The sequence below is a fragment of the Amycolatopsis circi genome, assembly GCF_003385235.1.
In the GTDB taxonomy this organism is placed as follows: domain Bacteria; phylum Actinomycetota; class Actinomycetes; order Mycobacteriales; family Pseudonocardiaceae; genus Amycolatopsis; species Amycolatopsis circi.
On the sequence record NZ_PQIA01000010.1, the window covers coordinates 59,923 to 85,436 of the forward strand.

Annotated in this window: 21 protein-coding genes; 12 read left to right on the plus strand and 9 right to left on the minus strand. The window is 70.4% G+C overall.

The window, feature by feature from the left end; translation table 11 throughout:
- Positions 1–9: 9 nt before the first annotated feature.
- Both D0D37_RS05010 and D0D37_RS05015 read right to left on the minus strand, forming a co-directional pair.
- Positions 10–1,422 carry an aldehyde dehydrogenase family protein gene (locus D0D37_RS05010; RefSeq protein WP_116199331.1) on the minus strand — a complete coding sequence of 471 codons (1,413 nt, stop codon included), beginning with the start codon at positions 1,420–1,422 and terminating at the stop codon, positions 10–12.
- Positions 1,423–1,485: 63 nt separating this feature from the next.
- Positions 1,486–2,157, minus strand: coding sequence for a GntR family transcriptional regulator (locus D0D37_RS05015; RefSeq protein ID WP_162834083.1), 672 nt, complete (start codon positions 2,155–2,157; stop codon positions 1,486–1,488).
- A 182-nt stretch (positions 2,158–2,339) separates the two neighbouring features.
- Between D0D37_RS05015 and D0D37_RS05020 the strand changes: the two genes are divergently transcribed.
- From D0D37_RS05020 to D0D37_RS05030, 3 genes are all read left to right on the plus strand, one after another.
- Positions 2,340–2,816: a hypothetical protein gene (locus tag D0D37_RS05020; RefSeq protein ID WP_116199333.1), complete on the plus strand. Its 477-nt coding sequence runs from the start codon at positions 2,340–2,342 to the stop codon at positions 2,814–2,816.
- Positions 2,817–4,154: 1,338 nt separating this feature from the next.
- The gene (locus D0D37_RS05025; RefSeq protein WP_167493495.1) at positions 4,155–5,069 is read left to right on the plus strand and encodes a trypsin-like serine peptidase; all 915 of its coding nucleotides are present in this window, start codon (positions 4,155–4,157) and stop codon (positions 5,067–5,069) included.
- A gap of 235 nt (positions 5,070–5,304) precedes the next feature.
- A complete protein-coding gene (locus tag D0D37_RS05030) occupies positions 5,305–6,069 on the plus strand; it encodes a class I SAM-dependent methyltransferase (protein WP_162834084.1) in 765 nt (254 codons plus the stop codon).
- Positions 6,070–6,093: 24 nt separating this feature from the next.
- Here D0D37_RS05030 and D0D37_RS05035 read toward each other — a convergent pair whose 3' ends face one another.
- The 3 genes from D0D37_RS05035 to D0D37_RS05045 form a co-directional block, all read right to left on the minus strand.
- Positions 6,094–6,909 carry a hypothetical protein gene (locus D0D37_RS05035; protein ID WP_116199335.1) on the minus strand — a complete coding sequence of 272 codons (816 nt, stop codon included), beginning with the start codon at positions 6,907–6,909 and terminating at the stop codon, positions 6,094–6,096.
- A gap of 94 nt (positions 6,910–7,003) precedes the next feature.
- Positions 7,004–8,530, minus strand: a complete 1,527-nt coding sequence (locus D0D37_RS05040; RefSeq protein WP_116199336.1) for a CehA/McbA family metallohydrolase — start codon at positions 8,528–8,530, stop codon at positions 7,004–7,006.
- 213 nt (positions 8,531–8,743) lie between these two features.
- Positions 8,744–9,538, minus strand: coding sequence for an alpha/beta fold hydrolase (locus tag D0D37_RS05045; protein ID WP_116199337.1), 795 nt, complete (start codon positions 9,536–9,538; stop codon positions 8,744–8,746).
- Positions 9,539–10,007: 469 nt separating this feature from the next.
- On the opposite strand from D0D37_RS05045, the gene D0D37_RS05050 reads away from it, so the two are divergent.
- On the plus strand, positions 10,008–10,529 hold the full coding sequence (locus D0D37_RS05050; protein ID WP_208719809.1) for a 2'-5' RNA ligase family protein: 522 nt from the start codon (positions 10,008–10,010) through the stop codon (positions 10,527–10,529).
- Here D0D37_RS05050 and D0D37_RS05055 read toward each other — a convergent pair.
- Genes D0D37_RS05055 through D0D37_RS05065 form a run of 3 tightly spaced genes read right to left on the minus strand, consistent with a single transcriptional unit; the run spans position 10,471 to position 12,603 of the window.
- Complete coding sequence (locus D0D37_RS05055) at positions 10,471–11,547, minus strand: hypothetical protein (RefSeq protein WP_116199339.1); 1,077 nt, start codon at positions 11,545–11,547, stop codon at positions 10,471–10,473. The genes D0D37_RS05050 and D0D37_RS05055 overlap by 59 nt on opposite strands.
- 7 nt (positions 11,548–11,554) lie before the next feature.
- Positions 11,555–12,163, minus strand: a complete 609-nt coding sequence (locus tag D0D37_RS05060) for a hypothetical protein (RefSeq protein WP_244223388.1) — start codon at positions 12,161–12,163, stop codon at positions 11,555–11,557.
- Positions 12,160–12,603: an XRE family transcriptional regulator gene (locus D0D37_RS05065; RefSeq protein ID WP_116199340.1), complete on the minus strand. Its 444-nt coding sequence runs from the start codon at positions 12,601–12,603 to the stop codon at positions 12,160–12,162. The genes D0D37_RS05060 and D0D37_RS05065 overlap by 4 nt, the downstream gene beginning before the upstream one ends.
- 235 nt (positions 12,604–12,838) lie before the next feature.
- On the opposite strand from D0D37_RS05065, the gene D0D37_RS05070 reads away from it, so the two are divergent.
- Positions 12,839–13,783 (plus strand): NAD-dependent epimerase/dehydratase family protein, encoded by a 945-nt coding sequence (locus D0D37_RS05070; RefSeq protein ID WP_116199341.1) that lies wholly within the window; start codon positions 12,839–12,841, stop codon positions 13,781–13,783.
- Positions 13,780–15,954, plus strand: a complete 2,175-nt coding sequence (locus D0D37_RS05075; protein ID WP_116199342.1) for a glycosyltransferase — start codon at positions 13,780–13,782, stop codon at positions 15,952–15,954. Before D0D37_RS05070 ends, D0D37_RS05075 begins: the two co-directional genes overlap by 4 nt.
- Here D0D37_RS05075 and D0D37_RS05080 read toward each other — a convergent pair.
- Complete coding sequence (locus tag D0D37_RS05080; protein ID WP_167493496.1) at positions 15,884–16,390, minus strand: GtrA family protein; 507 nt, start codon at positions 16,388–16,390, stop codon at positions 15,884–15,886. The genes D0D37_RS05075 and D0D37_RS05080 overlap by 71 nt on opposite strands.
- A gap of 189 nt (positions 16,391–16,579) precedes the next feature.
- On the opposite strand from D0D37_RS05080, the gene D0D37_RS05085 reads away from it, so the two are divergent.
- The 6 genes from D0D37_RS05085 to D0D37_RS05110 all read left to right on the plus strand — a co-directional run bounded on the left by D0D37_RS05085 (position 16,580) and on the right by D0D37_RS05110 (position 25,174).
- Positions 16,580–17,737: an NAD-dependent epimerase/dehydratase family protein gene (locus tag D0D37_RS05085; protein WP_116199344.1), complete on the plus strand. Its 1,158-nt coding sequence runs from the start codon at positions 16,580–16,582 to the stop codon at positions 17,735–17,737.
- A gap of 179 nt (positions 17,738–17,916) precedes the next feature.
- On the plus strand, positions 17,917–19,230 hold the full coding sequence (locus D0D37_RS05090; protein ID WP_167493497.1) for an SWIM zinc finger family protein: 1,314 nt from the start codon (positions 17,917–17,919) through the stop codon (positions 19,228–19,230).
- An 85-nt stretch (positions 19,231–19,315) separates the two neighbouring features.
- Complete coding sequence (locus D0D37_RS05095) at positions 19,316–20,758, plus strand: DUF5691 domain-containing protein (protein WP_116199345.1); 1,443 nt, start codon at positions 19,316–19,318, stop codon at positions 20,756–20,758.
- On the plus strand, positions 20,755–21,840 hold the full coding sequence (locus D0D37_RS05100; protein WP_116199346.1) for an ATP-binding protein: 1,086 nt from the start codon (positions 20,755–20,757) through the stop codon (positions 21,838–21,840). The genes D0D37_RS05095 and D0D37_RS05100 overlap by 4 nt, the downstream gene beginning before the upstream one ends.
- Positions 21,837–24,017 (plus strand): DUF5682 family protein, encoded by a 2,181-nt coding sequence (locus D0D37_RS05105; protein WP_116199347.1) that lies wholly within the window; start codon positions 21,837–21,839, stop codon positions 24,015–24,017. Before D0D37_RS05100 ends, D0D37_RS05105 begins: the two co-directional genes overlap by 4 nt.
- The gene (locus tag D0D37_RS05110) at positions 24,014–25,174 is read left to right on the plus strand and encodes a VWA domain-containing protein (RefSeq protein ID WP_116199348.1); all 1,161 of its coding nucleotides are present in this window, start codon (positions 24,014–24,016) and stop codon (positions 25,172–25,174) included. Before D0D37_RS05105 ends, D0D37_RS05110 begins: the two co-directional genes overlap by 4 nt.
- Positions 25,175–25,514: the final 340 nt, after the last annotated feature.

The window sequence follows — 25,514 nt, forward strand, 5'->3', positions numbered from 1 at the left end:
CGGGTCGCGCTAGAGCTGGATGGATTTGAGTTCGGTGAACTCGTCGAGCGCGGCGCGGCCCATTTCGCGGCCGAGACCGGACTGCTTGTAGCCGCCGAACGGGGCCAGCGGGTTGAAAGCCCCGCCGTTGACGTCGATCTGCCCGGTCCGGACCTTGCGCGCGAAGGCCAGCGCGCGGTCCTGGTCGGCGGACCACACCGCGCCGTGCAGGCCGTAGCGGGAGTTGTTCGCGATCCGGAGCGCGTCTTCCTCGTCGTCGAACGGGATGATCGACAGCACCGGGCCGAAGATCTCCTCCTGCGCGATCGTCGAATCCGGATCCACGTTCGCGAAAACTGTCGGTGCGACGAAGTACCCTGTGTCGGCAGGAGCTTCGATGCCACCCGTCACGAGAGTCGCGCCCTCCGCGATGCCCTTCTCGATGTAGCCGCGCACCCGGTCGCGCTGCGCCGCGGAGACAAGCGGGCCGAGTTTCGTCTTGGGGTCCAACGGATCGCCCGTTGTGAACCCTTCGGCGAACGTCTTCGCGAGCGCCACCGCCTCGTCGTGCTTCTCGCGCGGGACGAGCATGCGCGTCCAGGCCGTGCAGGTCTGGCCGCCGTTGAGGAACGCGTTGGAGACGCCGACTTTGACCGCCGTCGCCAGGTCCGCGTCGTCGAGGATCACGTTGGCGGACTTGCCGCCCAGCTCCAGCGTGACGCGCTTGACCGTGCGTGCCGCCAGCTCCGCCACCCGGGTGCCAGCGCGCACCGAACCGGTGAACGACACGACGTCGACCTCCGGATGCGTCGCCAGCGCCTCGCCGACCGCCGGCCCGTATCCGGTGACCAGATTGACCACCCCAGGCGGAAAACCAGCCTCGTGGACGGCGTCGAACAGCTGGTACGCGCTCAACGGCGCGACCTCGCTCGGCTTCACCACGACCGTGCAGCCCGCCGCCAGCGCCGGGGCGATCTTGCAGGTGATCTGGTGCAGCGGGTAATTCCACGGCGTGATCGCCGCGACCACGCCCGCCGGTTCGCGCACGATCAGCGAGTTGCCGACCTTCTCCTCCGGCTCGTCCTGGCCGAGCAGATCGACGTACGTCCGCACGTCGGTCTGCGGCAGCGCGGCCTGGATCCGGGTCGCGATCCGCAACGGGGTGCCGACGTCCTTCGCGATCGTCTCGCCGATCTCGTCGGCTCGTTTCGCCAGCCCGTCGAGGAGTTTGCGCAACAGCTCCGCGCGTTCCGCCCTCGCGGTCGCGGCCCACGCGGGAAACGCCTCGCGCGCCGCCCGGACCGCGCGGTCGACGTCGGCGGCCGTGCCCTCCGGGATGTGCGCCTGGACCTGCTCGGTGGCCGGATTTTCCACCGGGATCGCGGCTTCGGAGTCCGAGCGGACCCATTCGCCGCCGATGTACAGCACGTCGCGCTCAGCCACCGAGTCTCCTCCGACCTAGGTTCTCGCCTTCTCGCCGGATTCTATAGAAAACGCTCCCGCTGTCTAGTGCGCTGCCAGGACGCCCTGGGCCGCAAGGAAGTCGACCAGCAGGTCCCCCGCCTCGCGGATGTGCGCCGCCATCGCCTCCCGCGCCGCGTCCGGCTTGCGCTCGTTCAACGCGGCGAGCACCCGATCGTGGTCGTCGCGGGCGAGGAGCGGCCAACCGGGAATGTCCGCATACGCCGAGAAGGGCACGTACCTGAGCGTCAACGACAGCATCCAAGTGAACTTGGGCGCGGCGGCAGCGTGATTGACCATGCGATGCAACGCGAAGTCGGCCCGCTCGGTCGCGTCGAGGTCGCCGTCGCGGACCGTCTTCTCGATCTCGCGTTGAAGATCGTCCAACCGCGCCAGCCCCGCCGGATCGAAGGCCTCCGCCGCCCGCGCGGCCAGCTCGCCGGAGACGTAGGCCTGCATCGCGTAGACGTCCACGACGTCCCGGCGCGTCACCGGGATCACCCGGAATCCGCGCCCTGGACGGAAATCCACCATGCCCTCGCCCGCGAGCGCCATCAACGCCTCGCGGACCGGGGTGGCGCTGACGCCGAGCCGCTCCGCCAGATGCTCCGTGCGCAGCCGCTCGCCGCCGCGGACCGCACCGGTCATGATCAGATCGCGCACCTGCTTCGCGACCCGCGGACTCAGCCGTTCGCGCGCTTCTCCCGCCACCGTCACGAAAACTCCCCGCGAGCGTCGATTTCCCGCCATCGTAGCCTTTCTTCGCCAATGTGACCCCCGTCACTTTTTGCTGATTCGAGAACCTGCGGCAGGGGTCGCTTCGACTATCCGGACGAACCCCATGCACCGGGGTGAACCGCACGGTGTCCTCAATGGACACGTCGAGGGAGGGAAACGGAATGTCAGTGAAGTCTTCGGTTCTGCGCCACAGCCGCCTGGTCGTCGGAGCGGCAGCCGCCGCGGCCGTCATCGCAGGCGGAACGATCGGAGTCGCCGCCGCGGCTACCGGCGAGCACCCGGCGGCCCCCGTCGCCGCAACCGCTTTGGCCGCTGCCCAGCCGCCTGCCGCCGAGCAGCCGCCCGAGGGCGCCCGGGCGATCGTGAAGGTCGACCCCAACCCGGCCGCACCCGGCGGAGAGATCACGATCACCGGCAACTGCGGCGGAGGCAAGGGCCTGAAGAAGGTGATCGGCGGCTTCCCGGGGCACCAGATCCTCAAGGACGTCAAGATCGTCGACGCGAACCCGGAAGCCTTCAAGGCAACGGCAAAACTCACCACGAAGGTCGGCAACGGCGTCGGCCCCGTGATGGTCGACTGCGACGGGGAAGCAGGCGTCACCCTGCTGGTGACCCACACTCCCCCGGCGGGTGAGTAACGATGACAGGGAAATTCCGCGGCACAAGGGTGACTCGGCTCGGCACTGACTGATTCGGCCAGAGCCCAACGCTGGCTCTAGCCGAATCGGCCCGACTCATGGCCGAGCAGATCACGCACCCCGTGTTGCGAGGGATGACCATCCGGCCGGGCACCCAGCCCGGCCGGATGGCGCCGCCTGAGCAGAGTCCCCGCGAACCGCCCCCAGCACGGCCCGACTGCCGCCGGACGAGCCGATCGCCCCGTCACACGGGTGCTTCCAACTCGGCTGGGAGACAGCCTCGCCGGGAGGGTCACTGCCTGACGCTGGCCGTGCCCGATCGCCCTGCCACGCGGGTGATCGGGCACGGCTAGGGCACAGCGCCGCCGTGTGGATCGCTGCCTGGCGCTGGCCTGCCCGGCCACATCAACGACCGAGCAATCAGGTGCTCGGCGCATCCGTCCGAAAGGAGACCCAGTCGGCCGAACAGACCGCCCCGCCAATGCGGATGATCACCAACTCGGTTCAGCGGAATCCCACGGGCAGCCGCGCCTTCAGGTGACCGGCCAGTCCTCGATGCTGGCCAGTCCCGTCCCACTGCCCGATGCGCTTGTGCCGCGAGATGGACGCCACCCACCTCGCCACACAGCAGGCAAGTGACCAGCCAGTCCTCCGAGCTGGCCAGTCACGCCTCGCTGCCCGATGCGAATCCACGGAGAGATCGACGCCTCCACCTCGCCACGCAACAGCCAGACCGGCCCCCGGGCTGACCGTCATACCCCGCCGCCTAAGGCGAATGCACCGCGAGATCGACGCGACCCACTTCGCCACCCAGCAAACAAGTGACCGGCCCCCAGACCGGACAGTCACACCACGCCACCCGTCACGAGCGCGCCGCGAGATCGACGCGACCCACCCCGCCACACAGCAGGCAGGCGACCGGCCCATCCTCCAGACCGGCCATCCCCCAAGCTGGCCAGCCACGCCCCGCCGCCGATGCGAATCCACCGAGGGACGGACGCCACCCACCTCGCGGCACAGCAGGCAGGCCAATCTCCCAAGCTGGCCAGTCACGCCCGCTGCCGATGCGAATCCACGGAGAGACGGACACCACCCACCTCGCTCGCGGCACAGCAGGCAGGCGACTGGCCAGTCCAACCCCTGCCCGATGTAAGCGCGCCGCGAGGCCGCACCCCACCACCTCGTCGCGCGCCAGCTCACCCACCCCCGCCAGGGTGGAAAATCTCGGGCGCGCCAGATCGAATTCCCTGCTGTGAGGCGATGTGCAGGCGCTGTGAGGTTGCTGTGCATCCGGCCGCACGGGATGCCCAACCGGCGTCGGCATGGTCATCTTGAAGCGTGAGAATCAACGTTTCCCGGACAGCGCTGATCGTCTGCGCGGCGGCGGCGGTCGTGGCGACCGGCGGCGCCAACGCCGTCGTCGACACCGCTGACGTCACCAGCCCGGTCAGCCAGGCGAACGGCGCGGGCACCCCGGCCGTCTCGACCGGCGATGATTCGCGCAGCGCGGGGGCGAACACCGCATCCGGCGCTACCGGCACGTCCCCCAGCGCCACGGCGACCGGCAACACCGGCACTGCACCCGGCGCGGCGGCGACCGGCAACTCCGGCACTGCGCCCAGCGCCGCGCCGGCCGCGACGGCGAGTCCCACGGTCGGCGCGTTGTTCTCCGGCGGCAACCACTTCTGCTCGGCCAGCGTGGTGCACAGCCCCGCCGGCGACCTGCTCCTCACCGCCGCGCACTGCGTCAGCGGCGACATCTCCGGCGTCACCTTCAAGCCCGGCTACCACGACGGCATCGCCCCGTACGGCACCTGGCAGGTCACCGCCTCGATCACCGCCGACGGGTGGAAGTCCTCGTCCGACCAGGATCTCGACTTCGCGTTCCTCAAGGTCGCCCAGCCGGGTTCCGCGAGCCTCGAAAGCCTCACCGGCGCCAACCAGCTGGGCACGAACCAGGGCTTCTCGCACACCATCACCCTCACCGGCTACCCCGACGGCACCGAACAACCCGTCGTCTGCACCGGCACCACCACCCAGTCCGACACCTACCAGCAACGCGTCGCCTGCCCCGGCTTCCCCGACGGCACCAGCGGCGGCCCCTGGGTGATCAACCAGGACCCGAACACCGGTGCCGGCACCGTCATCGGCGCCATCGGCGGCTACCAAACCGGCGGCGCCACCGCGGACGTCTCCTACAGCGCCTATTTCGACGACGACATCGCCCAGCTCTACAACTCGGCGATCAAGTGAACCTGGCTCCCGGCAAAACCACGTAGGCAAAGGCCCGAAGGTCTCCGTCCAGGCGCATTGCTCCTCCTGTCCGGCTGCACTCGGGCAGGAATCTCGGCCACGCGTGTTGAGCATCTGCGACGGTCGTCATGGATAAGCGTCCATGGGCACCCGATCTTGTTTCGTGCCGCCGGTCCGCGTTTCCTGCGTACGCTTCCAGCGACGGGAACTGTGTTCTGGTTCGGGGAGGACTGCGGTGAGTTCCGGATCGGCGATGTCGGCGGAGGACTTCGACGAGTGGTACTCGAATATGCGAGGCAGCGTCGCCCACGATGACATTCACCAGCGGCGTCTGGGGCTGCCGCCGCGACTGCTGTCGACCAGTCTGCTCACCTGGGACGGCATCGCGGAAGTCGTCGAGGCTCTGCGGCTCGCACCTGGGCACCGGCTGCTGGATCTGGCGTGCGGGCGCGGCGGCACCGGCCTTGAGATCGCTTCGCGAACCGGGGCCCGGTTGACCGGTGTCGACTTCGCGCAGTCGGCGATCGACCAGGCTCGGACGCTGGCTGGCCAGTTCAGCTCGGTGGACGCGGAGTTCCGTCTCGGCGATCTTGCCGCCACGGCGTTGCCGCCCGGGTCAGTCGACGCGGTCGTGTGCGTCGACGCGATCCAGTTCCAGGCGACGGCCGAGTCGTTCGGGGAGATGCGCCGGGTTCTCCGTCCGGGCGGACGCGTCGCGCTGACGACCTGGGAGGCGGTCGATCGCGCGGACGAGCGCGTCCCGGCGCGGATCCGGGCGGTCGACACCGAAGCTGGCCTCGCGGCCGCGGGCTTCGCCGACGTTGTCGTTCGGGAGCGTCCGCAGTGGCGCGCCGCGGAGCGTGCGATGTGGGAGGAGGCCGCGGCGCTCGACCCCGGCGTGGACCCCGCCTTGCGGTCCCTGCACGAGGAGGGGCTCCATGTGCTGTCTGTCTTCGATCTGATGCGCAGAGTTCTCGCCACCGCGACCGCGACCGGCTGAGGCTCGGTCGAGACGGCCCGCCGGTCAGCCCGAGCTAGGCGGCGCGGCCGGTGCCTGGTGCAGCGCAAGATTCTGCCCGGCCTTCTCGTCCGCGGCCCACGCGCCCGAGTCCGCCGTCCACGTCTGGCCGGCGAAGCTCACCCGGTCCACGCCCAGTTTCGCGGCGCGCGCGACCAGCCAGCTCGCGATCCGCCAGCCCTCCGCGGCCGGGTGCGCACCGCTCAGGCGCGCCGTGCCCAGTTCGGCGTTCGCGACTGTCACCAGGTTCGCCGGCGGGTTCAGCGTCAGGTTGCGGCAGGTCAGCGCCGCCGGGTACTGGCCGGTCAGCGCGCCGGTCAGCGCGGTGGCTTCCTCTTCCCACTGGGCGTACGCGTCGGGGGCGCCGGAGCGCTGCACCGCCTGCGCCGCTTCGGTGATGGGAATCGTCTGCCAGTTGTCGAGTTTCGCCAGCTTCTTGTAGAACTCCGTCGCCGAATAGACCGGGTCCTGAAGCTGATCGGGCGTGCCCCAGCCCTGGCTCGGGCGCTGCTGGAACAGGCCGATCGAATCCCGGTCGCCGCCGCTCAGGTTGCGAAGTTTCGACTCCTGCAAGGCCGTCGCGAGAGCGACCGTGACCGCATGCGAAGGCAGGCCCTGCTTGACGCCGACGGCGGCGATGATCGCGGCGTTGTTCATCGGTTCCGGTTGCAGCGTGTACTGCGGTGCGGAAGCGTCGTTCGGTCCCTTCGGCAACGCGACCGTGCAGCCGGGGGTCTTCACCTCGTCACTGCTCGAGAACATGACGACCACGACGACCACCGCCGCGAGCGCCACGACGACCGCCAGGATCGCCGCTCGCACGCCACACCCGCGCACCCGTGCCCGCCCTTCCCCACTGCCCACTTTAAGTGCACAGTCTGCCCGGGCGTCCCGGTCGCGAGACGGTCGGGTCGGGTCAGCCGGCGTCGGGCGCGCCCAGGAAGATCGGGTTCGACATGGCGACCATGGCGTTCGGCGTCGTCGTCTTCGGGCCGCCCGACGGACGCCGCACCTCGACGCGGACCCAGCGGCTGTAGCGCGGGTACGTCGTCCACGTGACAGTCGCGGTGCCGGACTCCGGGACGGTCTCGCTGTGTTCCGGGCCGAGCTGGTCGAGGAAGTTCACGGTCGTGCCGGGAACTCCGCGAACGACGGCGCGCACCTCGATCGGCGTTCCGGTTCCCGCGACAAGTCGTCCGCCGATGCCCGCGGTGCGGCCCGCGCCGGAGACCGAGAACTCGAGCTGCACGTCCTTCGATTCGGCGAGCCACGACCGGCCTGCTTTGAGCCCGGCGAGCAGTTCGGCTCGGCCGAGCCGGTCCGCCTGGACGACCGTGTGCGGGAGCGCCACGGTCTGGTCCGGGTTGTGCGCGTCGGAATCGCCGATCGCCGGGATCCACCGGCCGCCGCGCAGCAGGCCGTCCCAGTGCGTGACGCTCGCTTCGTCGTCCGCGGTCCACGGGCCGTTCCAGACCTCGACGAGGTCGGCGATCTCGTACGCGAATTCGTAGGTGCAGCCGAAGCAGTTCGCGAACGGATGCGCGGCGGTGACCAGACCGCCCGCCCGGTGCACCTGGTCGGTGAACCGCCGGAAGTCGCGCGGGTCGGACGCGCGGTAGCGCCAGTCGATCCACGTGCCGGCCGGGACGCCGATCGCGGGCCAGTGCCCGGACCGCGTGGTGACCTCCTCGCCGTTCAGGATCAGCAGGTCGTCGGTCGCGTAATTGCCCCACACCAGCTGCGAACTGGACGTGTTGTGGTCGGTGGACACGATGAAGTCGAGACCGGCCGCCCGCGCGTCCGCGACCAGTTGCTCGGGCGTGCGCCTGCCGTCGGAGTGGACGGTGTGCAGATGGGAGTCGCCGCGGTACCAGGACCGGCCGCGGTCGCGCGCGGGTGCGGTCTGCGGGGCGGGGTTCGGCTGGAACGGCTTCGAGGTGTCGCGGCCGAACGTCAGCGTGACGTCGACGCGGTAGTTCAAGCCCTGCGGCGCGACCGTGTACGGGCCGAGGATGACGTGCCAGCGGCCGGGCGTGATCGGTCCGGCGAGGTAACCGGGCGTCGCCTCGGCGGCGCTGATCGAGAACCGGTCGCGGAAGCCGCCGGACCAGCCGCGGAAGCCGCGGCGCGTGCCCAGTTCGTGTCCTTCCGGGCCGAACATCCCGATGTCGCAAGCATTTCCGCGCGTTCCGGCGGGCACCGACGGCTTGTCGTAGGAGTAGACGACGTCGATCTGCTTCACGCCGCGCGGCACGTCGACCGGGAGGTAGTACCAGTCGGGCACGTCCGGCCGGAACGTGCCGGTGACGGTCTTCGTCTGCTGCCCGGCGCCGGGCGCGGGCTCGGCGAACGAGACGCCCGGCAGCATGCTCATCGCCGCTCCCGCCGCCACGACCCCGCCAGCCCGGAACAGGTTGCGCCGGTTGAGTTCCCCAGTGGACATGCCTACCTCCGCAGCAAAGAAGTCGCGCCGACGCTAACCGTCGGTGCACCCCTCTTCAACGACGCTGCGGTGAACACTCGGCGACCCGCGTCGTCCGGCGCCGACCCCGTCAGCTCACCGTGCATCCAACCGGCGAGGACAATCGGCGGCGCAGAACCGCTTGCCTCCCAAGGAATCGCCGAAAGGCACTCGACGCCCCGAACCCGGCGAACCTCACGCATCACTCCCCTCCACGACCCGGTCCAGCCATTCCTCCAGCAACGCCTCGAACAACACCGGCTGCTCGAACTGCAGGTTGTGCCCCGCCCGGTCGAGCACCGCGTAACTCGCCCGCGGATAGTGCCCCAGCAATCCGTACAGCTCCGCGAATCCCGTGGAAGCGTCCTGCCGACCGCACACGATCAGCGCGGGTTTCCGGTACGCCGGACCGCTTTCCGGATCGGCCGACAACGGCCACCCCGCCAGCATCCGCCGCAGCGCGCCCCGGTCGGCGGCCGCCAGCCCGGGCGCGACGTCCGCCCGGAAACGCGCCAGCGTCTCCGCGGACTGGACCACCGCGATCTCCCTGTACTCCGCCGCCTCCGCCGGATCGAGGCTCGCCAGCAGCTCCGGATCGGCGCGCAGCACCTCGTGGTCCGGCACGTCCCGCTCCAGCACCGGCACCGGGCGGCCGACCGGGCACACCAGGGCGAGACCGGCGACCTGCGCGGGCCGCGCGCGCACCAGCCCCCGCGCCAGGTAACCGCCGTACGACTCCCCGACCAGCAGGAACGGCTCGTCGCCGATCAGGTCGTCCACCAGGTCTTCCAACGCGGCGACGAGGTCGTCCGACCCGCGCTCGGACCCGGCAGGCGACTCGCCCATCCCGGGCAGATCCGGGTAAATCCTCCGGAATCCCGGCCGCCGCGCGAAGACCGGCTCGAGACAGCCGGTCATCAGGCGGTGGTCCGGCATCCAGCCGTGGACGGCCAGCACCGGCGTGCCGGAACCGTGTTCGACGTAATGCATCGTTCCCTCCCTCTTCGCCGGTCACCGTTGTACCGCACGGCACCGACAATTCCGGGACGCCGGCGGCCGGGAGGAGGGCGAGGCCGGCCGCCGGGCGGCATTTCCGGGGCAATTCCCCCGGAAAGTCAGCCGCGGGAGCTGATCAATTCTCTTTCGGGTGCCGGGCGCCCCGGAGCGGGACGGCGCGGAACACAAGCGAGCAGAAGGAAACCTGCCACGACGCCCAGGAGCACGTGGCCGGCGACGGCGCACAATCCGCACAATGCGGTCCATAGGACGATCTTCATCCACCGAGTGTAGGACCGCGAAGAATCGCCGTCGGCGGACTTGGGGAAGACTTAGGGTTCGGTTAAGCGGAATTCCCCGAAAGAAGCAGAAAGGAAAGGGTTGCCTTTCCTTTCCGGTTCCCCTCCGGCGCGGGAGGGCCCTTCCGGTGCGGCGGCGGGAGCGGTCCGGCAGGATCGAAGCCGTGCCCACGCCCGGAACCAGCGCGCTCGTCGTCACGCTCCCGTCCGCCGCCGTCCTGCTCGAAACCGCCGCGGCCGTCGACCCCGGACTCGTCCGGCCCGGCCTTCCGCCGCACGTCACCGCGTTGTACCCGTTCCTGTCCGCCGACCGGCTCACCGACCGGACCGATGCCGACGTCCGGCAGCTCGCCGCGAGCTTCCCGGTAACGGAAGTGCAGCTGACCGACCTGGTCGTCGCGCCCGGATTCGTCGCCGCGGCAACGCCGGCGCTGCAGCCCCTCGCCGACGCCGTGTGCGATCACTGGCCCGACGTGCCCCCGTACGGCGGCCGTTTCGGGGCGCACCCGCCAGCCCACCTGACGATCGCCCTCGGCGGCACTGACGACCAGCGCGCCGAGGTCGCCGAACGGGCACGCGCCGCGCTGCCGATCACCGTCCGCGCGGAAACGCTGCACCTCGTGGTGCTCACTGAACAGGGTTGGCAGCTCCGGCTGTCGGCTCCGCTCGGAACGCCTGTGCGATAGCGCGCAGCCGAGCCACGTCGGCCGCGAAAGCGGTCTCCTCAGACGGTTCCGCCGACTCGTCCGGCACCGCCGAGGCCGAGCTGCGCAGCATCTGCGCGGCCGCGCTCGGCGACAGCTCGGGACCGACGCCGGACAGCAGCAGCCCGTCGTTGATCTCGCTCATCATGGTCAGCAGCCGTTCCCGGCCGGTCCCCGACGCGTCATCGAGACGGACGACATCCGGATACCGCGAAGCCAGGTGCTGTCGCAACGGCCGAAGCACCGCCCGCGTCCGCGCGTCGCGCACCGCCCGCCCCAGCGCAGGCATCGCTGGCACCGTCAGCCCCACCACGATCAGCAGTACCGAAACCGCCGGAAAGCCGACCGCGAGCGAACACCGAACCGTCGAAAACGCGCCGCGACACAGCTTCGTGACCGGATGCTCGGCAGTCAGATCGCTGAGCAGATCGACGATCTTCCCGATTAGATAAGCGAAAGCGAACACACAAGCCACGAGCATGATGCCCAGCCCGGCTCGCAGCGCGCCGGTACCCGCGCGTACCGCGCCTGCCGACACCACCGCGATATCCGCGACCGCTAAACCCAGATACAGCGTGTAGACAACGATGTATACGACCAGTGACGGATTAGACCGGTACAGCTCGTCGAAGAGCCCGACACCGATCGGCAGCCCGCGCGTCGCGAAGAACGACGCAGTGAGAACGACGAGCGCGACAATCAACGCCCCAAGCCGCGCGCGCCGTCGACGCTCTGCCACGCCACCGATCTCCGCGACAGTCACCTCGATGCCGTACGCAGCCACCATCGTCGCGAGGTTCGACAGCAGCCGGCCTAGGCTCGGGTACAGCTGGCTCTCGATCGCCTGCGCGCTGTCGGCGAGCAAGCACAACGCGACGCCGAGGGCGATCAGGCTGGTCGCCAGACCCGCGCCCGCACCAGTACGCCGCGCGCGGACCACGCGCCAGATTCCGACCGCGAGGGCGAGCAAGCCGACCCCGAAGAAAAGAACGTCGATCATCCGCGCGCTATCCCAGCAGCGACGCGAAGCGCCGCGCGCGATCCGCTGCCGGACCGGATGCGCCTGGCCGCAACTGGGCACCGTCCGCCGTAGCGGCGCTCATCAGGAACACGGCAATGAGCTCCGCTTCGTACTCGTCGGAATTCGTCGTGACGCGGGTGAGCAGATGCGACAGCAGGTGCGCGCTGAGATCAGGCGCGACCGTCGCCGCTTCGGCGTCGGTGAGCACGCATTCGCCGCGGTGCTCGCACAGCAAGTGAGCGATTTCGTGGGCGATGATGTGGTCCTGGTGCAACGACGACGTGCCCGCCGCGTACGCGATGAGGTCGAAGTCTTCGTGCCGCTGCCACGCGCCGGAGGGCTGGCCGGGCGCGTAGTCGAGGCCGATCAGGTCGATATCGCGGCCGCGGTGCTGCTCCAGCCGGTCGATCCACGCGTTCATCGACCACGGCCGCGGGGCGGGCACGTGCCGCAGCAGGTCGCGCACCCGGTTGCGGGCGCGCACGCGCACGGTCGGGTCGATGTCCCCTCCCGAGGCGATCGGCGGCTGGACCAGCCTGGTGCACCAGGGCGTCCCCGGTATTCCGGCCGTCGCCAGCATAGCCGCCCGGCTCACTCCGGCTTGCGTCCGCGCCGGGTGCGGTCGCGTCCCTCGGTGTAGCTGTCGAGCTGGTCCATCAGGGCGGAAACGGTCTGCCGGTCGCGCTCGGAAAGCCGCATCGCGCGCTGCGCCAGGTCGCGGGCCTGGGTGTCGCGCCAGGCGACGACGTCGGCGACCTGCTCGTCGACCCGGCCGGCGACCTCGTCGTCGAAGAAGTAGGTGACCGGCACGCCGAAGAATCGCGCGAGCGCCTGGATGTGCGACCGCTTCGGGTCGCGCCGGGCGCCGACGGCCAGCTGCTGCACGTGCGTGGCCGACATGCTGACGCCGGTCACGTCGGCGACGCCCTGGGCGATCTCGCGGTAGGAGTAGGGCTTGCGGTCCGGCGGGTGCACGGTCGCGATCAGGTGCGCCAGCCGTTCCGCGAAGCTGCGCTCCTGGTCCTGCTCGGCCATGCCGCCCCCATCACCGTTCCGTCTCCGTAACAGCGTTCAGCATAACCGTCCCGAAAACTTGACACCAGCCGTCCCGTTCCGGCTACACTCGCCCCGCGCATCGTTTAGAAAACTAAACACCGGGATCCGCGTGCGGTCGCTGGGGGTGCCCGCACGCGGTCCCGCGCTCGCCTGTGCCTTGTCCAAGCGAGGGACGCACAAGTGCCGCACAGGCTGCGGAGGTAGGTTGTGCGCCATGACACTCCCCCACAGTCCCGAAAGGACACCCGTCGTCGTCACCGGCGGCAGCGGTTTCATCGGCCGCGCTGTCGTGCGCGAGTTCCGGGAGCGCGGCTATCCGGTCACTGTCGTGGACCGCGTGCGCTACGAGACGACGGACGAGGGAGTGCGCGTCGTCGTCGGCGATCTGCGCGACGCCGAGACCCGCGAAGCAGCTGTCGAAGCAGGCGTCGGCGGGATCGTGCACCTCGCCGCGCTGACGTCCGTACTGAAGTCTGTGGAGCTGCCGCGCGACACGTACGCGGAGAACGTCGCGGTGACACAAGAACTTCTCGAACTGTGCCGCGTACGCGAGGTGCCGCGGTTCATTCTCGCGTCGACGAACGCAGTGATCGGCGATGTCGGCACTAGCACCATCACAGTCGACCTGCCCACGAAGCCGCTTACGCCATACGGTGCCACGAAAGCAGCCTGCGAGATGCTGCTGTCTGGCTACGCGGGCGCGTACGGCCTTACGACGTGCGCGTTGCGCTTCACCAACGTGTACGGGCCGGGCATGTCGCACAAAGACAGCTTCGTCCCGCGCATGATGCGCGCGGCGTTGAATAATGAAGGCGTGCGGGTGTACGGCACCGGCGCGCAGCGTCGCGACCTCGTGCACGTAGACGACGTCGTGCGCGCGATCGTGCTCGCGTACGAGAGCGGCTACACGGGCCGCGCGATCGTCGGCGCCGGACATTCGGTGTCAGTACTGGAAATGGTCGAGACCGTGCGCGCGGTGACCGGGGCCGAGTTGCCGGTCGAGCACATTCCCGCGCCCGCCGGCGAGATGCCCGCGGTGGTGGTGGACGTGTCAGCGAGCGCGGAAACCATCGGCTACCGACCGGAAATCAGCCTCGCCGACGGCCTCGCCACGGCCTGGAAGTACTTCTCCGGCCTGGACCGGGCCGAGGCGCCGTGACCGGATTCCTCCGCCGCCACGCGTTCCTGCTGGTGCTCCTCGCCGCGGGAACCACGCTGCGGGCGCTGGCCTGGGTCGCCTACCGTCCGGCGCTGCTGTACATCGATTCCTTCCGGTACCTGGACAATCTGCACGGCCTGCGCGCCGACGGGATCAACCCGGTCGGCTACGACCTGCTGCTGAAGCCGCTGCTCGCGGTCGGCGGGCTGTCGTTCGTCGCCGCCGTGCAGCACCTGACTGGACTCGCGATCGCGGTCGGGATCTACGCACTGGCCCGGCGGCTCGGCGCGCGCAACTGGGTGGGCGCGCTGGCCGCCGCGCCGATGCTGCTCGACGCGTACCAGGTGCAGATCGAGCAGAACATCATGGCCGAGGTGCTGTTCGAGGCACTGCTGTTCGGCCTGCTGTGGCTGGTGCTGGCCAAGGGAAAACCGAGCTGGCGGCGGATCGCGCTGGCCGGGCTCGTGGTCGGGTTCGGGGTGCTGGTGCGGCTGATCGGCGTCACGATCGCCGTGCCGTTCCTGCTGTACGTCCTCGCCGCGGGCAGCGCGTGGCGTTCGTGGCGGGGCTGGCGCGACGCCGGGATCGGGCTGTTGGCGATCCTCGTCGTGGTGGCCCCGTACGCGGCGCAAGTCAAGGCAGAGACCGGAAAATGGGGGCTGAGCGGGCCGTCCGGCAGCATGCTCTACGGCCGCACCGCCGCGGTCGCCGACTGCGCGAAACTCCGGCTCGACCCGGTCGTGCGGCAGTTCTGTCCCACCGAACCGGTCGCGAACCGGCTGGTCGACAACTACACGCACGCCGATCTCGACCCGGCGTGGCCCGGTCCGCTGCCGCCCGGCGCGGACAAGGGCGCGCTGGCGCACGAATTCGCGATGACCGCGCTGAAAGCGCAGTGGTGGGACGTCGCGACGTCGATCCTCGGCGACTTCGGGAAGAGCTTCCAGTTCACCCGCGACACCGCGGCCACCGACGTGCCGATCGACCGGTGGCAGTTCCAGCTGACCTACCCGCAGTTCGCCGATCCCGCCGCGGTCAAGGCGGTCACGCAGCAGTACGACGGCACAGATCCCGAGGTCAATGAGCCGATCGCGGTGTTCCTGCGCGACTACCAGATCAACGGCGGGTTCGTGCCCGGCGCGGTGCTCGGGTTCTTCGCGCTGCTCGGCCTGTTGACCTTGCTGCGGCGCAAGAAACCCCGGCACGTCGCGCGCAGCGGTGCGCTGTTCGCTGCTGGGACTGGGTTGTTCCTGCTGTTCGGGTCCGCGGTGTTCGAGTTTTCCTGGCGCTACCAACTGCCTGCGCTCGTCCTGTTGCCGGTTGCCGGCGCGCTCGGGTTCACCACGCTCACCGTGGCGAGCCGTCGTCGGCTCGGCAGTTATCCGGACACGGTCGACGAAGGCGCGATCGCGGACTTCCACGACCGGCATCCCGGCGCGAAGCTGTCCGAACTGACCGTGGTGATCGCCGCGTACAACGAAGCCGGTGGCATCGGGCAGGTGCTGGAGAAGATGCCGGACGAATGTCTTGGGCTGCGAGTAGACGTCCTGGTGGTCGTAGACGGCGGTACGGACAACACTGCGGCCATTGCGGAGGACCATGGCGCGTACGTGTGCGTCGCGCCGACTAACCGCGGCCAGGGCGCCGCGCTGCGTCTCGGATATCACCTCGCTGCCGAGAACGGCGCGAAGTACATCGTCACCACCGACGGCGACGGTCAGTACGACAACAGCGAAATGGCCGAACTCCTCGCGCCGCTGCTGGACGGCACCGCGGATTTCGTGACCGGCTCCAGGCGGTTGGGCCACGAAGAGGCCGACAGCCGGATGCGCTGGGTCGGAGTGCGCGTGTTCGCGTGGCTCGCGTCGGTGCTGACGTGGCGGCGGATCACCGACACGTCGTTCGGATTCCGTTCGCTGCGCGCGGAACTAGCGTGCGCGATCCCGCTGAACGAACCGCAGTACCAGTCGTCGGAACTGCTGCTGGGCGCGACCGCGCGAGGCGCGCGCGTGCTCGAACGGCCGATGAGCATGCGGCTGCGCAAGGCGGGCAAGAGCAAGAAGGGCGGCAGCGTCGTGTACGGCGCGAACTACGCGCGGGTCATGACCGGGACGTGGTGGCGGGGCTACGTGCTGCGCCGCGGTCGAAAACGAACCGGTCGAGCATCGTGAACTTCGCGACGAACACCAGCGCGTAGCTGAGCACGTACGCCGCGTCGAGCAGCACGACCCACCAGAAATGCGGCAGGTGCAGCGGCGCGAGCAGACGCCCGGCGAGCGTGGTCAGGCCGACCGAGGCGAGGCCGCCGAGCGCGATGACGAGGACGTAGGGCAGCAGCTCGCGGACCGGTTCGGGACGGCCGCGGCGGCCCCACACCCAGCGCCGGGTGAGGAAGAAGTTCAGCACCGCCCCGGCCGCGAACGCGCACGTGCTGGCCAGCCACGGGGCCCCTTCGGCGGCGAGCACCGCGATCAGCGCGGCCTGGCTGAGCAGGGTCGCGGCCACCGAACTGGCGGCCGCGCGGACGAACCGGGCCAGGCCGCGGCGGCGCGGCTTGGGCGATTCTTCCGTCGTGCGCGGGTTCGCCGGGTTGGTTACCGTCGTCATAGTCCCCAGTCTCCCCTCGGGCCGCCGGCTCCGCCGCGCGACCCCCCGGCCCACAGCGGATTCACAGCTCACTGCCAGCCGGAGATCAGCGGCCGGCGGTTAGGTTCGGATCTGCCACCGCGACACCGGGCTTCGTGTTAGAACAGAAGGCCGCGCTGGTCGCGAAAACGAAAGGAAAGGGTGCTCCGGATGCGAGTGCTGGTTCTCGGCGGTGACGGTTACCTAGGCTGGCCCACTGCGCTCCACTTGTCGGACAAAGGCCACGAAGTGGCTGTTCTGGACAACTTCGCGCGGCGGCGCTACGACGTCGAACTCGGAGCCGAGAGCCTCGTCCCGATCGAAGACCTGGGCACCCGCGCCGACGCCTGGCGCGCGGTGTCCGGCAAGCGGATCGCCTGCTACGAAGGCGACCTGCTCGACGCGGAATTCCTCTTCGGCGCGGTGCGCGATTTCCGCCCGTCCGCGATCGTGCATTTCGCCGAGCAGCGGTCCGCGCCGTATTCGATGATCGACCGCGAGCACGCCGTCTACACGCAGCACAACAACGTCGTCGGCAACCTCAACCTGCTGTACGCGATCGCCGAGATCGACCCGGACATCCACCTGGTCAAACTGGGCACGATGGGCGAGTACGGCACCCCGAACATCGACATCGAGGAAGGCTGGCTCGAGGTCGAGCACAACGGCCGCCGCGACCGGATGCTGTACCCGAAGAAGCCGGGCTCGTTCTACCACCTGTCGAAGGTGCACGATTCGCACAACATCGAGTTCGCCTGCCGGATCTGGGACCTGCGCGCGACCGACCTCAACCAGGGCGTCGTGTACGGCCAGCAGACTCCGCAGACCGCGCTCGACCCCCGCCTGGCCACGCGGTTCGACTACGACGCGGTGTTCGGCACGGTGCTCAACCGGTTCGTCATCCAGGCCGTGCTGGGGCAGCCGCTCACGGTGTACGGCAAGGGCGGGCAGACGCGCGGGCTGATCGACATCCGCGACACCGTCGAGTGCATCCGGCTGGCCGTGGAGAATCCGGCCGACCGCGGCGAGTTCCGGGTGTTCAACCAGATGACCGAGAGCATGTCGGTGCGGGAGATCGCCGAACTCGTCGCCGACCGCTTCCCCGGGCCGGTGCAGATCGAGAACCTGGACAACCCGCGGGTAGAGCAGCCCGAGCACTACTACAACGTCAAGCACACCGGGCTGGTCGGGCTGGGACTGGAGCCGCATCTGCTGTCCGACACGCTGATCGAGTCGATGTTCGACATCGTGGGGGCGAACAAGCACCGGGTGAACGACGAGCGGCTGCGCCCGACGGTGCGCTGGCGCGGGGCCGTCGAAGCGCCCTGATGTCGCTTCCTGAAGTCCGTGAAGGGAACCTTCAGGGACTCTGAGTCCCTCAAGGTGGCCCTCACGGACCGAACCCAGCACGCCCGCGCAGGCAGAAGTGCCGAAATTGTCGGTGGCGGGTGGGATGCTCTTCGAGTCAGCCCCGGAGGGGACGGAACTGGGAGAGCGGCAAGGAAAACGTGGGGGACGAAGCAGCGGCGCGGTGGAGCCCGGAGCGGGTGCTCGAACTCGCGCCGGACGCCGCGTCGGCGAAAGCCGGGCGCGGGCAGGCGGCGCCGGCGAAGTGGTCGGACGCGGGCGCGTCGGGCCGCGCGGTCTGGGGCGCCTGCCAAGGCAGCGGGAAGCGGCCGTACCAGACGGCGGTGGAAACGGCCGGGCCCGCGTTCCGGTGCACCTGCCCGAGCCGGAAGTTCCCGTGCAAGCACTCGCTGGGGTTGCTGCTGCTCTGGTCGGAGGGGCAGGTCCCCCGCGCGGAGGAGCCCGGATGGGTGCACCAGTGGCTCGACGAACGGGCCGCGCGAGCGGAGCGCACCGAGAAGAAGACGGACGCGCCGAAGGATCTCGAGGCGGCGGCGAAGCGGGCGCAGGAGCGGCTCGCGCGCGTCACCGCGGGGGCCGCTGAGCTGCGCGGATGGCTCTCCGACCGGGTGTCCGCCGGGTTCGCGACGTTCGAGCGCGGCGGCGCCGACGAACTGTCCGCGGTCGCCTCGCGGATGGTCGACGCGCAAGCTCCCGGACTGGCGAACGGCCTGCGCCGGGCGGCCGGCTTCGTCGGCCGCGGCCGGGACTGGCCGGATCGGCTGCTGGCCGAGCTGTCGCTGCTGTACGTGCTCGCGGACGCGGCGAGCAGGCTGGAATCGCTGCCGACCGGCCTCGCCGACACCGTCCGGACCCGGCTCGGGTTCTCGGTGAGCAACGCGCAGGTGCTGGAGGCCGGCGAGCGGGTGCCGGACCAGTGGCTGGTCACCGGCGCGGTCGACGAGGAGCAGGACTCGCTGCGCAGCAGGCGCACGTGGTTGCGGGGCAAACGCAGCGGCCGGGACGCGCTGGTGCTGTCGTTCGCGCCGCCGGGGCGTCCGCTGGACAGTTCGCTGCCGCCGGGGTTCGAGGTCGCGGGAGAGCTGGTGTTCCACCCGGGCGCGGTGCCGCTGCGGGCGGTGTTCGACCATCGCGAGGAACCCATGGCTCCGGCGAGTGCACCGGTTGGCGGCACGTTCGCCGCGGCGCTCGCCGAGCATGCTGCCGCGCTGGCGGCTGATCCGTGGCTGGATCGATGGCCGGTGCTGCTGTCCGACCTCCGTCCGGCGCGGCAGGAAGACGGCTGGGCACTGTCCGATGTAGACGGTGCGGCGTTGCCGTTGGCGCCGACGGTGGATCCGTGGCCGTTGCTGGCGCTCGCGGCCGAACGGCCGGTGACGGTGGCCGCGGAGTGGACGACGGCGGGGTTGCGCCCGTTGAGCTGCTGGCATCGCGACGGGATGGTGCGGCTGTGATTGCTTGGGACAACCTCTTCGGCACCGCTGCTGTCACTCCCGCAGCGGCGCGACTCGACCTGCTTCACGACCGGATGGTGCGCCCGTGACCGCCTGGAACGACCTCGTCGGCACCGTCCTGCTCGGCACCCGCCGCAGGACCCTCGATCCCGCCGGATTGCCGCCCGGGGTAAAGGAAATCGCCGAACACCGCACCGAACCCGCCGACCAAGCGCTCGTCGCCGCGGCGGCGTACACCGGATACCGGCGCGCCGGACAGCAACCCCTCACCGGCGTCGAACCCGAACCGGCCGCGGCCGCGGACAACCGGCCGTTCATCCCGGCCGTGGCGCGGGCGCGGCTCGTGCACCTGCTGTCCGCCAACCGGCCCGAACTGGTGGAGGAATGGCTCGCCACGGTGGCGGACAAGGGATTCCGCGTCCCGCCCGAGCGGTTGCCCGCGCTGGCCGACGCGGCGCGGACCCGGGTGTCGTTGCGGGCGCCGCTCGCGACGGTCGCCGGGCCGGTCGGGGCGTGGCTCGGCGAACGGAATCCGGATTGGGCGTTCCTGGTCGCCCCCGCCGACGACACCAGCGACAACGCCTGGCAGTTCGGCACTGCCGCGCGACGGCAGGCCTGGCTCGAACGCGTGCTCGTCGCCGATCCCGCCCGTGCGCGGGAGGCGCTCGCTGCGGCCTGGAGCAACGAACCGGCCGACATCCGGGCGACATTCCTCTCCCTGCTTGGCGAGCACCTCGCCGACGAGGACGAGCCGTTCGTCGAAGCCGCGCTCGGCGACCGGGCGGCCGGGGTGCGCGAGATTGCGCTGCGGCTGATCGGCCGGTACCCCGATTCGGCCTCCGGCCAGCGGATGATCGAACGGCTGCGGGCCTGCGTCACCGTGCGCAGCCGCGCGCTGCGGGCCGATGTCCTCGAATTCACGCCTCCAGAGCCGGACGACAGCTTGATCGGCGACGGCATCCGCGTCCCTGCCGGGCCCGGGCAAGGCACCGCCCGGCTGCGCGCGATCATCGCCGCCACTCCCCTGCGATTCTGGGCCGAGTACGGCACCCCGGGCGAACTGGCCGGGATGCTCGTCGAAGGGCCGCCGCTGAACGTGGTGCGCGAAAGCTGGGCCACCGCCGCGCTTCGGCAGCGCGACGAGCGCTGGGCGCAAGCCCTGGTGGAGGCTGAACCGGGCGGACGCAGCACCGCCGCGCTCATCGGCGTGCTGTCGCCGGAGCAGCAGGCCGCCACGGTCGCGAAGCTGACTCGCGGGCTGCCGGTCGAAGCCCTCACCCGCCTCATCCTCGACCTGCCGCGGCCGTGGCCCGCCGCGCTCGGCACGGTGCTGCTCGACTGGGTCGCCGGCCAGCGCGACCACCGGCTGGTCGCGCACGCGGCCGCCCTGATCGCGAAAGCCGTGCCCGTCGCCTGCCTCGGCCATCCGCTGGCCGAGATCCCGCTTCCCGGCGAGGCCGCCCCGTGGCGGCGCGCGGTCGCCGAAACCCTGTCCTTCCGCCGTGAAATGCATAAGGAGCTCGCATGACGTCCCCCGTCCTCCGGCCGCACGCCGAACAGGAATACGCCGGCGAACTGGCGGCTCTCGCCGCGGCCGACGACCGGGCGAAACCGCCGTCGTGGCGGCTTTCCCCGTGGGCGGTGGTCACCTACCTGCTCGGCGGGAACCTCGACGACGGCACCGAGATCAGCCCGAAGTACGTCGGCCCGCGACGGCTGGTCGAGGTCGCGGTCGCCACCCTCGCCACCGACCGCGCGCTGCTGCTGCTCGGCGTGCCGGGCACAGCGAAAACCTGGGTGTCCGAGCATCTCGCGGCGGCGATCAGCGGAGACTCCACGCTGCTCGTCCAAGGCACCGCGGGCACCGCCGAGGAGCAGATCCGCTACGGCTGGAACTACGCGCGCCTCATCGCCGAAGGACCGAGCGACCAGGCGCTGGTCGAGAGCCCGGTCCTGCGTGCGATGCGGGACGGCAAGGTCGCCCGGCTCGAAGAACTCACCCGCATCCCGGCGGACGTGCAGGATTCGCTGATCACCATCCTGTCCGAGAAGACGCTGCCGATCCCCGAACTGGGCGCCGAAGTACAGGCCCGGCCCGGGTTCACGCTGGTGGCCACGGCGAACAACCGGGACAAGGGCGTCAACGAGCTGTCGAGCGCGCTGCGCCGCCGGTTCAACACCGTCGTGCTGCCGCTGCCGGACAGCGCCGAAGCGGAGGTGGAGATCGTCCGGCGACGGGTCGGTCAACTGGTGGCCGCACTGTCGCTGCCCGCCGAAGCCGCCGATCTCGCCGAAATCCGCCGCGTGGTCACGGTTTTCCGCGAGTTGCGGGCTGGCCGCACGGAAGACGGCCGCACCGCGGTGAAATCTCCGTCGGGCACGCTCTCGACGGCGGAAGCGATCAGCGTGCTCACCGGCGGCCTCGCGCTGGCCGCGCACTTCGGCGACGGCGTGCTGCGCGCGCAGGACGTCGCGGCCGGAATTCACGGTGCGGTCGTGAAGGATCCGGTGGCGGACAGCGCGATCTGGAGCGAGTACCTGGAGACCGTCGTGCGCGAGCGGGAGGGCTGGGCCGACTTCTACCGGGCAGGCCAGGAGATCGCCGGATGACCACTCACCTCCTCGGGATCCGGCACCACGGTCCCGGTTCGGCGCGGGCGGTGGCCGCCCGGCTCGCCGAGCTGGAACCGGACGTGGTGCTGATCGAGGGACCGCCGGAGGCGGACCAGCTCGTCGATCTCGCCGCGGACGACGACATGCGGCCGCCGGTCGCGTTGCTGGCGTACGCGTCCGACGATGTGTCGCGCGCGGCGTTCTGGCCGTTCGCGGTGTTCAGCCCGGAATGGCAGGCGCTGCGGTACGCCGCCGCGGCCGGCGTCCCGGTGAAGTTCTGCGATCTCCCCGCAGCGCACCAGTTCGCGCTCGGCGAGGAGCGGACCGCGCCCCGCGCCGACCCGCTCGCGGAACTCGCCGCGGCGGGCGGGTACGACGATCCGGAACGCTGGTGGGACGACTTCGTCGAGTCGCGCCGGGGCGACGAATCGCCGTTCGAGGTGATCGCCGACGCGATGACCGCGCTGCGCGAGGGCGAACGTCCGGACGATCCGCACGAGCAGCGCCGCGAGGCGTACATGCGGAACGTGCTGCGCAAGACCAGGAAAGAAGGCTACGAACGGATCGCCGTGGTCTGCGGCGCCTGGCACGTGCCCGCGCTGGCCGATCCGCTGCCGCCCGCTTCCCAGGACAACTCTGTCCTCAAAGGACTCCCGAAGCGGAAAGTCGTGTGCACGTGGGTCCCGTGGACGCACGGCAGGCTCGCGTCGGTCACCGGCTACGGCGCGGGCGTCCACTCCCCCGGCTGGTACCACCACCTGTTCAGCACCGCCGACGACGTCACCACCCGCTGGCTCACCGCTGTCGCCGGAGTGCTGCGCGAGGAAGACCTGCCCGTCTCGACCGCGCACGTGATCGAAGCGGTGCGGCTGGCCGACACACTGGCCGCGCTGCGCGGCCGGTCGTCCGCCGGACTGGCCGAGGTCGACGCCGCCACCCGCGCGGTCCTCTGCGGAGGCGACGACGTCCAGGCCGACCTGGTCACCCGGCGACTGGTGGTCGGCGAACTGCTCGGCGAGGTGCCCGACAGCGTTCCGCAAGCGCCGCTGGCCGCCGACCTGGTCGCCACCGCCCGGCGGCTCCGGCTCAAGCGCGAACCCCAAGCGCGCGAACTCGACCTGGACCTGCGCACCCCCGGCGGGCTGGACCGCTCCCGCCTGCTGCACCGCCTGCAGATCCTCGGCATCCCCTGGGGCGAGCCGGAACTGTCCTCGGTGCGGAACAAAGGCACCTTCCGCGAGACCTGGACCCTGTGCTGGGAACCCGGTTTCGAGGTCGACCTGGTCGCGGCCGCCGTACACGGAACCACCGTGCCCGCCGCCGCCACCGCGGTCGTGCGCGAAACCGTCGCCGAATCTCCCCCGCTCGCCGACATCACCGCCGCGGTAGAACGCTGCCTCCTGGCCGATCTGGGCGACGCCCTGCCGGAAACCCTCGCCGCCCTGGACACCCGCGCCGCCGCCGATGCGGACGTCGCGCACCTCATGGCGGCCTTGCCTCCACTGGCGCGGGCAACCCGCTACGGCGACGTCCGCGGCACCGACACCGCACGGCTGCGAGAAGTCGCCGACCGGATCCTCACCCGAGTCTGCGCCGGTCTCCCGCCCGCCGTGCACGGCATCGACGAGGAGGCCGCCGCGCAGTTCTGCGAACTGGTCGACGACGTCCACGAAGCCACCGACCTCCTTGGCGACGCCGCCCGCGACCGCTGGTTCACCGCCCTCGCCCGGCTGTCCGCTCGCGACTCCCTGCCGCCGCTGCTGGCCGGCCGCATCGTGCGCCTCCTGCACGACGCCGACCTGCTGGACGGCGCAGAGGTCGAACTCCGGCTGGGCCGCATGCTCACCCCCGGCATCGCACCGGCCGACGGCGCGGCCTACGTCGAAGGCTTCTTCTCCGGCGGCGCACTCCTGCTGGTCCACGACGAACGCATGCTGCGCGTCGTCGACACCTGGCTGACCTCGATCCCGCCGGAAGTCTTCACCGAGATACTTCCCTTGCTGCGCCGCACTTTCGGTGTCTTCGCCGCTCCCGAGAAACGCGCGATCGGCGAACGCGCCGCCACCCTGTCCGGCACTCGCCGGGTCGAAGCACCGGTCGCCGAAGACCTGGACGAAATCCGCGCCGCAGCCGCCTTGCCGGTCTTCGCCACCCTCCTGGGAGCCGCCCCGTGAGCGCCGATCCCGAACGCCTCCGCCGCTGGCGCCTAGTACTGGGCGGAGATTCCGACGGCACCGGCCACGCACTGTCCGAAGGGGACGCTCGCGTCGACAACGTGCTGGCCGCCCTCTACGACGAGCGCCCCAAGAACTCCCGCAGCAGCGGCGACCGCAGCGGCGGCCTGCAAGCCTCCGCCCCGCGCGTCGCCCGCTGGCTGGGCGACATCCGGAAGTACTTCCCCGGCTCGGTAGTCCAGATCATGCAACGCGACGCCGTGGACCGGCTGGGCATCACCCGGATGCTGCTGGAACCGGAACTGCTGAGCGCCGTGGAACCGGACGTCCACCTCGTCGGAACCCTGCTTTCCCTCAACAACGTTTTGCCGGAGGAGACGAAGGAAACCGCCCGCACCGTAGTGCGCAAGGTCGTCACGGAACTGGAGGAACGCCTAGCCGAACGCACCCGGGCAGCGGTGCGCGGCGCCCTGGACCGCGCGGCCCGCACCCAACGTCCGCGTGGCGCGGACATCGACTGGGACCGCACAGTCCGCCGGAACCTGAAACACTATTCCCCCCAGCTGAAAACCATTGTGCCCGAACAGCTTTTCGGCTTCGGCCGCCGGGAACAAAGCGTCAAGCGGGACGTGATACTTGCTGTCGACCAGTCCGGCTCGATGGCAGAATCCGTGGTGTACTCGGGTGTCTTCGGTGCAGCCCTGGCCTCGATGCGCGCGCTGAGCACGAAATTCGTCGCCTTCGACACCGCGGTAGCCGACCTGTCCGACCACCTGGACGACCCCGTCGACGTCCTGTTCGGCACCCAGTTAGGCGGCGGCACCGACATCAACCGCGCCTTGGCGTACTGCCAAGGACTGGTGGAGCGCCCCGAGCAAACGCTGTTGGTGCTGATCAGCGACCTGTACGAAGGCGGAGTGCGAGACGACCTGCTGCGCCGAGTCGCAGACCTGGTCGGGTCCGGGGTGCAGGTGGTCACGCTGCTGGCGCTGTCGGACTCCGGAGCGCCGTTCTACGACCACGAGAACGCGGCCGCGCTCAATGAGCGGGGAGTGCCCGCTTTCGCCTGCACGCCGGATCTTTTCCCGGACCTGATGGCAGCCGCACTCCGAAGGGAGGACTTGAGCCGCTGGGCGGCCGCAGCGACCGCGCAATGACCCGGAACGCCACGGCCGGGTTCGCAGGGAGCGATTCGCCCTGGCGCGGACTGGGACGCGAGGCGGAAATGCCGGTGGCGCTCCGCGGGATCCGGCCGCCGAAGCTTTGTCTTCTGCGCGCGGTTCCGTCGATGCCGCTTGGCTGATGGGTGCCTTTCGTGCTCCGCCGACGGACGTCGGGCCGCCGCTTGGCCTCATCCGCAGGCTTCCGTGCCCTGTGCTGCCCTGCCGAACGGAATGCGTTGCCCGGCCCGGATTTCAGCCCTGCGATGAAGCGGGCACCAGACTCGCCCACCACTCGCCAGAACAAGCCGGCCAGGACCGGCCCGAAGGATCTCGG

Excerpts from the sequence above, each read along its gene's own strand:
- D0D37_RS05020 (WP_116199333.1), top strand. The coding sequence starts at position 2,340 with ATGTCAGTGAAGTCTTCGGTTCTGCGCCACAGCCGCCTGGTCGTCGGA.
- D0D37_RS05040 (WP_116199336.1), bottom strand. The coding sequence starts at position 8,530 with ATGTCCACTGGGGAACTCAACCGGCGCAACCTGTTCCGGGCTGGCGGG.
- D0D37_RS05045 (WP_116199337.1), bottom strand. The coding sequence starts at position 9,538 with ATGCATTACGTCGAACACGGTTCCGGCACGCCGGTGCTGGCCGTCCAC.
- D0D37_RS05055 (WP_116199339.1), bottom strand. The coding sequence starts at position 11,547 with ATGATCGACGTTCTTTTCTTCGGGGTCGGCTTGCTCGCCCTCGCGGTC.
- D0D37_RS05065 (WP_116199340.1), bottom strand. The coding sequence starts at position 12,603 with ATGGCCGAGCAGGACCAGGAGCGCAGCTTCGCGGAACGGCTGGCGCAC.
- D0D37_RS05070 (WP_116199341.1), top strand. The coding sequence starts at position 12,839 with ATGACACTCCCCCACAGTCCCGAAAGGACACCCGTCGTCGTCACCGGC.
- D0D37_RS05080 (WP_167493496.1), bottom strand. The coding sequence starts at position 16,390 with ATGACGACGGTAACCAACCCGGCGAACCCGCGCACGACGGAAGAATCG.
- D0D37_RS05085 (WP_116199344.1), top strand. The coding sequence starts at position 16,580 with ATGCGAGTGCTGGTTCTCGGCGGTGACGGTTACCTAGGCTGGCCCACT.
- D0D37_RS05100 (WP_116199346.1), top strand. The coding sequence starts at position 20,755 with ATGACGTCCCCCGTCCTCCGGCCGCACGCCGAACAGGAATACGCCGGC.
- D0D37_RS05105 (WP_116199347.1), top strand. The coding sequence starts at position 21,837 with ATGACCACTCACCTCCTCGGGATCCGGCACCACGGTCCCGGTTCGGCG.